Annotated in this window: 9 protein-coding genes; 6 read left to right on the top strand and 3 right to left on the bottom strand. The window is 45.8% G+C overall.

Annotated features, from left to right (window positions below; all coding sequences use genetic code 11):
- The coding region (locus CBW22_RS12070) for a DUF1173 family protein (RefSeq protein ID WP_141097313.1) at positions 1–844 on the top strand (844 nt) is incomplete at its 5' end.
- A gap of 54 nt (positions 845–898) precedes the next feature.
- On the opposite strand, the gene CBW22_RS12065 is transcribed toward CBW22_RS12070, so the two are convergent.
- Together CBW22_RS12065 and CBW22_RS12060 are read right to left on the bottom strand one after the other, a co-directional pair.
- Entirely contained in the window at positions 899–1,396 is a 498-nt protein-coding gene (locus tag CBW22_RS12065) for a hypothetical protein (RefSeq protein WP_088516751.1), read from the bottom strand.
- 234 nt (positions 1,397–1,630) lie between these two features.
- Positions 1,631–2,695 (bottom strand): Abi family protein, encoded by a 1,065-nt coding sequence (locus tag CBW22_RS12060; protein WP_088516750.1) that lies wholly within the window; start codon positions 2,693–2,695, stop codon positions 1,631–1,633.
- 949 nt (positions 2,696–3,644) lie between these two features.
- Here CBW22_RS12060 and CBW22_RS12055 point away from each other — a divergent pair.
- Genes CBW22_RS12055 through CBW22_RS12045 form a run of 3 tightly spaced genes read left to right on the top strand, consistent with a single transcriptional unit; the run spans position 3,645 to position 7,910 of the window.
- The gene (locus CBW22_RS12055; RefSeq protein ID WP_088516749.1) at positions 3,645–5,132 is read left to right on the top strand and encodes a tetratricopeptide repeat protein; all 1,488 of its coding nucleotides are present in this window, start codon (positions 3,645–3,647) and stop codon (positions 5,130–5,132) included.
- Entirely contained in the window at positions 5,125–6,312 is a 1,188-nt protein-coding gene (locus tag CBW22_RS12050) for an MFS transporter (protein WP_176428109.1), read from the top strand. The genes CBW22_RS12055 and CBW22_RS12050 overlap by 8 nt, the downstream gene beginning before the upstream one ends.
- On the top strand, positions 6,291–7,910 hold the full coding sequence (locus CBW22_RS12045) for an alpha/beta fold hydrolase (protein ID WP_088516747.1): 1,620 nt from the start codon (positions 6,291–6,293) through the stop codon (positions 7,908–7,910). Before CBW22_RS12050 ends, CBW22_RS12045 begins: the two co-directional genes overlap by 22 nt.
- A 479-nt stretch (positions 7,911–8,389) precedes the next feature.
- On the opposite strand, the gene CBW22_RS12040 is transcribed toward CBW22_RS12045, so the two are convergent.
- On the bottom strand, positions 8,390–9,034 hold the full coding sequence (locus CBW22_RS12040) for a recombinase family protein (protein WP_088516746.1): 645 nt from the start codon (positions 9,032–9,034) through the stop codon (positions 8,390–8,392).
- 925 nt (positions 9,035–9,959) lie between these two features.
- Here CBW22_RS12040 and CBW22_RS12030 point away from each other — a divergent pair.
- Together CBW22_RS12030 and CBW22_RS12025 are read left to right on the top strand one after the other, a co-directional pair.
- Entirely contained in the window at positions 9,960–10,922 is a 963-nt protein-coding gene (locus CBW22_RS12030) for an Abi family protein (RefSeq protein WP_088516744.1), read from the top strand.
- A 364-nt stretch (positions 10,923–11,286) separates the two neighbouring features.
- On the top strand, positions 11,287–11,893 hold a 607-nt coding region (locus CBW22_RS12025), incomplete at its 3' end, for a ParA family protein (protein ID WP_088516752.1).

Raw genomic sequence — 11,893 nt, 5'->3', positions numbered from 1 at the left:
GATGCGCCTGCTGGGGCTGCTCCACCTGCTCTGGGAGCAGTCCGGCATCAACGTCTGGCATCCTGCATTCGATAAAAAGAAACGCTCGCCGGGCTGGGTGAGCTGGCGCCTGAATGAGACTGCAGCGCGCATCCGCATCGGCCGGATCCCGCTGCAGCAGTCGCTGATGCTGATGGCCATGAAGGATTCGCCGCAGGTCGCGCAGAACCGCCAGATTGCGAAGGACGCCGGCAGGGGCGCACGTCGCCTCATCCTGATCTCGCAGCTGGCCGCCTGGAGCGACGCGGCCGATGAGCGGCTGCAGACCACGCTGCCGCTGGGGCTGTTTTTCGGTTTCCCTGACCTGGTGCTGCCGGAGGACGTGCGCCTGCGCCTGGAGAGGAGCTTTTGCCGCGAGCTGGGCGACTGGCGCCGGGGCATGAAGGTCGTGGTCATCGTGGAAACGGAGCCGCCAGAAACGACATTCAGGCACGTAGACGGGCGCAACCGGCCGTCCAGCTGCAGTACCGTTATCGACGTGGCGCTGATGACGGTCAGCCCCCGCTTCATTCCGCTGGATTCAGGCTATGAGGGAATAGTCGAAGACCGGCTGTGGCAGGAAAAACGTGCCTTCATTAAGCCGCTGCGCTACGACGGTGAGGATGATGTATTCCCGGATTTCGTGCTTAAGGATGTACCCGGCGTGGATGCGCTGCCGGTGGAAGTCTTCGGCATGAACACGCCGGAGTATCAGCTGCGCAGGCAGCAGAAGACGGCCTATTACGATGCGGAATACGGTCAGGGAAACTGGTGGTACTGGAACGCTACTGAGCATTCTGAAATGCCCGCACTTCCTCCCCGGTGAGCCTCGCTGCGGAAATGTATATCAGATCAGACAAAGAGCAACTTTACAGAACGGTCACATCGTTGTTTCTCTGGTTGTCCATCTTGCCTCAATTCCTTTAGCATTCAGGGCAGCTGCAATACGCTCTGACTGTTCACGACTGGCCACGGGGAAGCTGACGGGATGTGGTTCAAACCATACCATCACAGAATGAGTCATATTCAGTGAGGTATAAAGCGGACGGGACTCAATTGCAGGCGCTATCTCATTACGGCCGTTCAGTTCAGGTACTGCGCTGAAAATGCCGGTAAGGTAATCATCAAGGCATTCGATAAAGGCAGGACGTACTGTTAACAGTTCGGGATTGTCTTCTGAACTGTTCCACTGCTTTGCCTGTCTTCTCAGACTGTCCAGAAGCGATAACGATTCATAAGGTATCTTTTTCCCGGTACTTCCCCCCCTAATCGCGGACTCCAGCTGGTTTATCCTGAAAGACTGTTGCCTGATTTTCCGCATCATATAAATGCACAGCAGCAACATGGCCACAAACGCACTGCCCAGTAAGATGATCATGTCTGTATCCTCTCAGCTATACAACCTGCTTTAAGCGAGCCCAATCGTGAGTGGGTTTTATTGTTCGAAACTGTTCCCATGCATAGTATTAAGATCGGTCACAACTGTCGTTTCCATGTGGACAATTACTGGCGTTAGTGCCGGGTAGCTGTCCTTAAGGTACTGCGCCAGGAAGTTACTGGATAAATCACAGCATCCGTGCGGGAATTCATTCATCTCTGCATCTCCTGTACATCAGGCCGGTTTAATAGCGTTGGCAACCGGATGGCGCCCTCCGGTTTTATTTTCAGGCTCAAACGTGACGCGGTCGCCCAGTGTGTAAGCATTAAACCTGCCCGCAAAATTACCCGATGGCGCGATAAACTTTGTCCCGTCCTTTTCACTGCGGATCATGGCAAAGCCCTTACCGGTATCCAGTGAAATAATCTCGCCCTGATGACGGGTTTCCAGCAGCGCGCTGTCCAGCCAGTCGTCCACTGAGGTCCGGGGGATATCCGGCAGCCCTGACGGCAGCTTTTTATTCTTCCAAAGCGCATGAGGATCACACAGCTCGCTCATCTTCTGCGTATTTTCAATAATGCTGAGCAGTTTCAGGTTGGAAGGGTTTATCCAGCGGATTACGTCCAAGCATTTGTGATAGTCCCGCACGACCTTATTGATTGCCTGCTCCACGCAGTAGGTCTTGTCTGAGCGCCAGAGCGGCTCGTGGTGAGAAAGGCGGTTTCTGAGGGTGTTAATGTCGCGAAGATCAGAACTGATTCGGTTGACGGAAAGCGGCGTGCCCTGCTTTTTATCCAGCGCGTTCGGGAAGACTGCGGGTACGAGATGCGGCCAGAGGTGAAGATATCTGGCACGGCCGTTGCTGTAGTCGCGGTTAACCATAGAGACCCAGAAGCCAAAGGTCAGCTTGGCTATGAGGTTCTCCGTGCTCAACGGCTTACCGTCCTTTATCAGCTGCGATTTTGCGGCCTCAACAGCGCGCCAGGAGTCGCGGTTGTTGCGTTCCGTCATGACGGTGACAAACCACTGATCGTCAATTCTGCTTTTCAGCGCCGGCCAGTTGGCCGCGGGCGCACTCTGTTCGATGAGTGCCTCTTCGTGTCGCCTTTTTGCGGCGCAGATGGCGTTTCGCAGGGACACCTCTATGATCTGCAGCGCGGGAAGAAACGCGCCGGCGAGTTGCTTGTTCCAGAGATAGATGCCCAGGCACTCCTCTTCGCTGGCGCCGTTAAAGACCGAAGACTTATACGTCGCAAACCTGTGCTGAGAAATTGAATCCAGTATGGCGGTAATGGTCATAATTACTCCTTGTTATGCTTCTACTATACTGCGGTCCGGAACGGATGCCACGGACATTCCGCTTGACGTCAGCGTCAGTTTGTAGGAAAATCCCTCCCCAGAGACAGGATCTCTGACTGTGTGAGCGATACCGGCTTCGGCTGGTACGCGAAAATTTCGAAAAAGGCTTCCTCACGGAGGCCTTTTTTGATCCTGCTAAACTCATTTCCCGTCCACACTCTTGATAGAGAAAAGCGTCAGAATAAAGCACCCCGTCACGATTCACTTTCATGAATCAGCGCGTCATTCCAATAGTCATTTTTGTATCCTCTTAGCCACATAACCTGATTACTGTTAATTACTGGCTGGCTTTTCTGGCTTGTAAATCGACATAATTATCTATAGAAAAACCATATATTAAGGTATGGCGATTATCTGCCGAAAAAAACTCAAACGATGCATCAAAATCCCATAGCTTTTTTACATTTCTTATAAAGTAGGCTTTTCAATACCTCTTTCCCTGAACTCCTTATGAGTCAAGGGTTTTAATGGTTTTAACAGATGCTAACGCCTGTTATTGATAAGGTTTTTTTGAGATTCTGTTTTACAGTTTAACTTTTTGAAACATTATAGAAACCTCGGCTTTACCTTTTTTTACGTATTAATATCCTGTTTTTAATGTATTTTCTTGTGTTTTGTAATTCTAGGTAAAGTTTGTGTTTGTAAAACAATGGGTTGCATTTCTTATAATTTTTTTTGACTTAAGCTAGAGCAAACATTAATTTCATACCTACTGAGTAGCGTTCCTTCTCAGTAACTCCCGATAAATAAATTTTAAAAGGATACAATCATGAAAATGATCAAACGCAAACCAACTGCCAAACGTGTTGATTTCTCAGTAATGTACAACGCTTAATATGGCGAAGAAGGAGGCTGCGGCCTCCTTTTTTTTTAAAAAAAAGGAGCTGAAATGGATCTTGACATTTACGCTGCGAGCATCCCCCTCGAATACCTTATTTTACGTCGTTATGTTCTTCGCTTTCTGGATGAAAAAACTCTTACAGTCCACGACAAAAACTTCCTTTACCCACTTGAAAATATAGACAGATCTGAACTTTCGTTAACGGATAAGATGGATCCGGAAAATCAAATTAGGTATTTTTTGGCCGACAGAACGCTAAAAAAAGTCAGTGAATTTGCGAAAAAAATTGCTGAGCTCGGCACTAAAGCTGTAAGAATTAATCTGATGCACGCTGAATCAGTGCTGATCCGCCACTTTGCTCAGGCCCTGAGTAGAATGAAAGTCGAAACTGCATTTGAAGAATTTACGGAACAGGAATGTGGAAGTGACCTGACCCTGAATGAAAAACTTCTTTTAATAGAGTTGGTCAGAGGTGATTCAGGGTACGAGCATTCAATCATTGACAGCATAAAAAAAATTGTAAACTGCGGCGACGTGTTTAGCGCGGAGCACCTTCTGGAGCACGGCCTCAGATATTTTAAAGATTTTGAAACCAGGCATAGTAACCTTATTGGCACAATTAAAAACTGTGTTAACAAGCCTATTGAAGCTGAATACTACTATGTGAAACTTAAAGAGCAGAATGAGCCTCTGGCTTTAGTGATGGCGAACTATCCTCTTTCGATGCTTTACCTCAGACATCACAAGCAAGAGAAACGTAATCTTGATAAAGGAAAATTTTATCTAACCGAAGCCTATGAGTATATTCAGAAGGGAGGCCTTGATTCTCTCAGCAAGGAGGAACGGGACTTTTATACTGTTTTCAACCGTAACGGATACGGTCTGGTTCTTTTCCGGGAGGGTAAAATTAGTGAGGCTATCAGCTTACTTAATTGGGGGCTTGATACCCTTTCAAGCGATACCCCCAAACACCACATGCACCGGTCAGTTATACTTTACAATGTCTGCCAGTGTTATAAAAGAATTAGGGATTTCGATTCGGCTATAAATTGCTATCAGCAGCTTCTGGACATTGATTATGTGTTTCCGGAATATCACCTTGAGATGGGGCTCTGCTATCTTGAAAAAGGTGATCTGCCTGCTTATGAAGCATGCCTGAAGGAAGCGCTACGGCTTAATCCCTATCACAGTGACAGCCACTACCATTACAGCCTTTTCCTTGCCGATAATGAAAGTTATGAATTCGCTGAGCATCATGCTGAGCTTGCATGGCAACTATCAGGCGATGATATAACTGCATACAATTATGCGTATATGCAGTCACAGAGAAGTTGTTACGACAGGCTGCATATTATGCAACCTACACGGGACCTCCATATTTTTCCGGAATGGATCGTCCTTAAGGCCGAAAACGACTCTCATCGATCTCTGGAAGCTGCGGCCAATACACTTCGGGAGGGTGTTGATATTTTTCCAGCGAATCCTGACTTAAAGGTGAATCTCGCACAAATCGAAAATGACCATGAGCATGCTTAAAAAAATTTATTTACTTAATATTCTCTTTCTTTTTCCGATGTGGATGTCCAAAACTATCCAGCCTCTTTACTGGAATATTGAAGGGAAACTCAGCCTTTTCTCTGCATCTTATGTTGCGATGGCAGTAGCTGGTACCTTTTCTTTGATTTATGCCGGAATGATCAGGAAAGCAGGGATAAGGAATGCTTTGCTCTTGGGATATCTTTTTTACGGCGCAGGCCTGATTCTAAGGGCCTACCCTCTTAACTTTACTGTCGCTGTACTGACAGGAGTGATTGCCGGTATAGGCGCCAGCGTAACCGGTCTCGCTCTTAAAGGGCTCATTCTTGAAGTGCGTGAAGAAAAGAGAAAACAGGTAATACTACAGACAGGAAATATTAGCACCCTCTCTCAGAGCCTGGGTGCGCTTATTTCAGGTCTACTCGTTAGTCTGTTGGCTCTTTTCTTTAAAGATGGTTATCAGCAAACGCTTATTGTTACTGGGTTAATTACAGTTGCAGGTACACTTTTCCTTCCGTATGAGAAAGAAATCAGAAAAGCAGAATCTGTTAACATTGTGAAAAAAATTCCCGCCTGGGAAGCGTTCAGAACTGTGAATAAAAAACTCTATGCATCTATATTTTTTGCTTTTTTTGTTCATGGTGCCTGCTGGGCAGTGATTATTCCTCTTGTTCCCGTTTATTTGAAGAATCTCGCGCTTTCACCGGGGGAAATAGGCTCGGTGATTTCTTTAGGGGTTATTTCAGGTTTTCTGCTTAAAAATCTGTACGTATTTTTATGCAAAAGCGCAGGCAAAAACTATTCCCTGGTCATTTTTACTGTGTTGACCTGCTGTTCACTGTTCATTTCATTCCGTCTTCTTGGTCTGAATGAATCACTGCTGTACAGCGTCAGCATTGTGGCTTTCTATATGTTCAGAACAGTGCTTTTGATGATAATTGATATGAAAGAGGTTGAGATTGCCAATAAAGGTCACTCTATGGCCGTATTTGGCATCCGTCAGACCGCGTTTTTGACTGGAGACGTCGCCGGAGGCATAGCCATGCCCTATCTTTACAAGGGTATGATACTGGCTAATCATTCTTTAGTTTTCATAATGCTCATACTCTTCGCCTCTTTTATGATTGTGTCGTGCTCAAAATTAAGTGAAAGGAAAGAATGGAACGAAACGCTCAGTTGATGTTTAAACTATCCCCCATGTTTATACAGGGCGGTGTGTTGTTTCTCTCAGACTATGAGGGGCAGTTTTATAATTTTAACCTGTCGTCTGAAAAACTGTCCGCCCGGCAACTTGACTTTGTGTTCTGCTGCGATTCTTTTTTTCTTTATCAGGAAACAGTTAGTGATGGGAGGATTTGTTTTTTTAGCAATCATAAGTTCAGCCTTTCATTCTCTGCCAGCGAGGATATAGAAAACATTTCCGTGTTTTTTGATGATGAAAATGTCAGGGTTGTTTTATTTTTTTTAGATACATCACTCTGTACCGAAATCCAGTGGTGTAAGGATTCAGGAAAAACCGTTAAAACTGATAATGTGACAGCCACGCTTTCTCCTTGCATGATACACTACCGCTCTGGTCTCCAGATTGATCTGGTAAAGGAGTATGCCTGCTGGGGCGAGGGTAGCGCTAATTTAATGTTCGATGAAATTCTTTCTGTTTCAGAAGCGGGTGTTATTCTGTCTTCTGAAGCAGAGGACGATAACGAAACTCTTTTCATTTCATCTGTAGATCAATATCCCGTCCGGCTTTCGCTTCCTTTTTCTGGAGTGCTTTCAGCTTCTTTTAACGGAAACAAAAATGTTTTTTACCTTTCAGGTATAGACAGTGGCCAACAGATGATTGCGGAGATAGATGCCATAACTGGCCAGACTCTCCGAATCGGGGATCAAAAGTATGGCTCAGCCAGTCTGTTGCGCGACGGTAACTATACGCTGGTATATATAACCGGTAGTCGTGAAGGGATTTTGATATATAACCCTATAAGCGGCAGTTCTCAGGTAATTGTTCCCGGTATACTCAATTGCCCCAGAGTTTATTATGAAAATGAGAAAATAAAGGTCACCTCTCTCATAACCTCACACAATCCCCGACTCAATGTTCTTTTTTTTCACGGTGGTCCGGAATCCTGTGAGTGGGATACTCCACGTCAGCCGGGAATGATTAATGCTTTCAGGAAGCACGAGGTTAACTATCATATTATTAATTATGCTGGCTCTTCAGGATTTGGCAGGCATTTTAGGACATTAACCGACCAGAATGTGCTCAACGGGACTTTACCGGCAATATCTGAATGGATTAATGTAAACCTGAGCGGTACTGAACTACTGCTTTTTGGAGGCAGTTTCGGCGGTACAGTTTTGCTGGAGTTGATAGCCAGACAGGCAGAGCTTCAGGCTAATGTCGAAGGATGCATATTAATCAACCCGCTTTTGGATATGCCCTACCATATCAGTCGGGTTATAAGTGCAGGAGGTGAAACAGAATTTTTCAGGAAAAAATTTTCCCAATCAGATACAGAGCAAATTGTAATTAAACGCTATGCGGATACGCTCAAGACTTTTAGCGGAAAGATTCTGCTTATTCTTGGAAGGCGGGATGAGGTTCTGACGATATGGCCCGCTCTTGAACTAATCAGGACTCTTGGCAAAGCGGAGAACTTGACACTTTTAATCGATGACGGGGGACATTCATCCCTGAGCCATTTTCCCCTCAGGAGCGACCGGATAGTTGATTTCATGTATCAAATGCTGTCAAGCGGCAGAACGTTATCCTACTAAATGGCATTTCGTCGTCAGACCGCTCAGTGAGTGCTGTGTTCTGCTGTGGCCGCCCACCGGTTCACCTTTCTGCTCGCTCTGCTGGCGCAGAGCCTAAGAGCGGGATGAGTTGCATGTGATGCAATTGTGCAGTTTCCCCGCTCATTCAGCGGTCTCGCCTCTGTAGCCTTTATCAGCGTTCTGAATCACCGGAGCATAGACCTGAGCGGTGATGAACTGAAGTTGAAACAGCTGCTGAAGTCAGCCGGTCACTGAACACTCTGGAAAAAGCGGGACGGTACGAGTTCATACTGCACAACAGTCCGATATTCCGCCGTCAAGGACATTGTTGAAGAGATTTCTGCAGGATGTGAAAATTGGCGCTTTCCTGCAATATTTTCTTTTTTGCCTCGTTGGTAACACTGTTCCCATGCATAGTATTACAAAAGCCCTTAACGTGAGTTTTCGTTCCACTGAGCATCAAACCCCGATTTCTGGTGTCATTTATTCTCAGCTCCTTTGGATTCTGCAGAATTTTCTTTATGAATGGCCCATATCCGTTTGACCTGACTTATGCTGCACCCTGCGAGAGTTGCTGTACGCGCAATCGTCATACCGGACTCGCGAAGCGCAATGATGCGCTCATGCGTTTTGGGTTCCGGCCTGCGCCCTTTATACTTACCTGAAGCCTTCGCCAGTTCAACGCCCTGCCGTTGCCTTTCACGACGGGTCTCGTAGTCGTCCCGTGCGGTCTGAAGGGCGACCTTAAGCAGCATGTCCTGAACGGACTCAAGTACGATTCTGGCAACGCCGTCCTGGCTGACGGCCAGCTCGGACAGGTCCACGATGCCGGGTATAGCCAGTTTCGCTCCTTTAGCCTTAATCGAGCCAATTAGTTTCTCAGCCTCTGTAAGGGGAAGACGACTGATGCGGTCAATCTTTTCGGCCACAACCACCTCTCCGGGCTGCAGGTCGGCAATCATGCGCTGAAGTTCAGGGCGGTCAGCCCTGGCACCTGAAGCCTTCTCTTTATAGACGCCGGCGACATAAAAACCCCTGCCACGGGCATCTTCAATAATGCTGTTCTGCCGGGTCAGTTCCTGTTCATCCGTACTGACGCGAAGATAAATACGTGCAATCTGCATAGGTTCAGCGGTCCCTCGTCTTAACGTAAATAATCCCTGAGCGCTTCCCGGTCGCCGTTGTCTTCAGGCAAGTCGCTCACAATGCGCATGAGCGGAGGGAGTGAAATTCTCTGCACGTCGTCCCCTGGATATTTATGTCGCCCCGTACACTGATTTCAACGTGAGCGTCTGGGCTGAGAAACGCAATTTTCTCTGCATGCTCAACCTCGGTAGTGCAGATGCGCAACCATTCCGGCTCTTCCGCAAGCAGAACGCCATACAGCATCAGGTTAACGTCATTAACAGTGGCCACATGTACAACGCGTTCCACTCTGCCCGAAAAAGTTTTCGTTTTTGTCACCGGCATACATCACCCCTTCTTTTTTCAGGTCTTGAACTGGTCATTTTGAGTATACTTTAATTGGCCTGTTCTTTTTAACAGGCCAATAATAACTTAATGCAGTTTAAATTGGCTATGTCTTTATTGGCTATTCAAAATGTCCTTTTTTAAAAATAACCTTGTTTTTTTCGTGGTATTAGCGCCTAAAATATAGTTTATATCGTTATGATTTCGTGGGTTATAGTTTTTTGGGGGGCTAATTGATCTGATTAGGATATCTGCGCCATCAATTACATTTAGAGCTATCAAATAGCACACAATTATTTAATTGACGATCTTTGTGCGTTTAACCATATCACCCCCATCGTTGGCATCGTGTACCTGACTGGCCAATGTATTGATTGATATACACCCATAATTTGTATGGTTTATCGATGTTAATGGCTTAGACATGGTGATGTCCTACTAAGAGACAAATTGATCATTTTTGATTAAATGAGGTTGACGTATTCGTCAGCAAGAGTAGTATTAGAGTCAATGATGCCTGCAACAACCCTTAGGGGAAGTTAGTGGGCTTTTTTTTTGCCTACTCAGGGATGATGCTGCATGCCAACAACCCTATACAGCAAGCCTTATCGTACTCCGGCAGATCTTATTAATGACCTTAAGGCTAAGAAACTAGAATTTTTAGATGAGGCTGAGGCTGAAAACACCCTCAGTTTGATAAGTTACTATCATTTCAAAATCTACCTTCATCCTTTATTAGATCCAGTAAGTCCCGGTGGAAAGCATTACAGGAAGGATGAATATTTTGAGTATGGAGTAGAGCTGTACCGTTTTGACGAGAAGCTTCGTGTCTTGTTATTTGGCATCATTGCTCGCCTAGAGGTCAAACTCAGGAGTAGGCTTGATCACGCACTATCTGCTTATTCAAATAATCCCTTCTGGTATCTGGACGACAGATATTTTTATACAAAGAAAGGCACCGGTTACATAGATAGTACACGAAAAAAAATTCAAGACGACTTTAACAAAGAAGAAGAACTTTACGCCCGAAACTACCGTAGCAAGTACCACAATAACATCCATCCAAATTTTGCAGATCTTCCTCCTTTCTGGATAGCCAGCGAGATTATCACGATTGGTTGTCTGTTCAGAATTTTTGACGCTATAGACCACAGCTATTTTCGTCTACTGCCTGCTCCGAACAATGCTCTGCTTGATAACCTTGCTAAAGAGTTCGGTGCTAATGATTTTAAGATTCTAACCAACTGGGTTCGCCGCCTCCGTGACGTACGGAATAGGTGTGCGCATCACAGCCGATTGTGGAACGCAAAACTTGCGGTTCCGAGTCAAATAGGTGCTGAAATCACTATCACTGAAGCGCATCAATACCGCCCTTATCTTACGGTATGTGTTTTGCGCAAAATGATTAAATCCCTAGGTATCAGTGATATTAATCTTAAGGCTGAAATCCTAAATCTTTTTTCTGGCAGCCATGCTGCTCAACTCTATATGTCTGATACTGGTTTCCCAAAAGGTTGGGACAATGATCCTTTCTGGAACTAGCTGATACTTCCGCCTACACGGGGACTATTAGTCCCCTTGCCTCCCGAAAAACATCCTTTATCAATTGAAGTTACAATAATCCTGCCCTGCCCTGCCCTGCCCTGCCCTGCCCTGCCCTACAGGTAACCGATCATAGCCTCTTGAATATCCGTTGTGTATACATGGGGTATCTATAAGGAATCTTTTGTAGATGTGATGAATATCTTTTGTGGTTGCATTAGATGCTCGTATCTCTTGCCTGTGACATTCTTTAGTGATATAAAACACCCAGTCCACAGATATCCAATGGATATCTTAGGTGGATTCACAGTGGGCACGTGGTGGATTCAATGTGCACTTGTCAGGTATACACTTGGTGGCGAATATGACAGTTATTGTTATGGCACATAATAAGGGCGGGGCAGGCAAGACTACTTCATCTGTCCATGTAGTGGGCGAACTAAGACCAGCTAAAGCCCTGGACCTTGATACTCACAAGGGTCTCTCAATCATTCATGGTTTACGTCCAGATGACAGGCAAATTCCCATATCAATCCCTGAAACCCAGGAAGAGTTGGTTCAGGAAATCAGTCCGTTTAAAGAAAGCGAAGACATTTTATTTATTGACTGTGGTGGCTTCGACTCCGATATGACCCGTACAGCCGTCGCTTTTGCTGACCTGATTATCGTCCCTGCGAAAGATTCTCTTACCGAGAGGATTGGTCTGATGAGCTTTGACAGAGTGCTGGGAGAGATTAGTGACATAATAGGACAGCATGTAGAAGCTCACTTATTCTTGTGTAAAACAAATCCAAATAAAAAACACTATCCTAAGCTAGAGGCTCTGCTTCCTTCATTCAATCACATAAAACTAATGAGAAGTCGTCTTTCATACCGAACTCAGGATTTTGAAGAGACAATCGAAACTGGTTTTGGCATCACTGAGTCTGTTCATGGGCGTGTTACTGCAGGCGGTAAAGAGGTGATTGCTA

The sequence above is a fragment of the Pantoea sp. VS1 genome, from assembly GCF_002207995.1.
GTDB classification, from domain to species: Bacteria; Pseudomonadota; Gammaproteobacteria; order Enterobacterales; family Enterobacteriaceae; genus Pantoea; species Pantoea dispersa.
The sequence above is the reverse complement of the archived record's forward strand: the minus strand, read 5'-3'. Positions and strand labels throughout refer to the sequence as shown.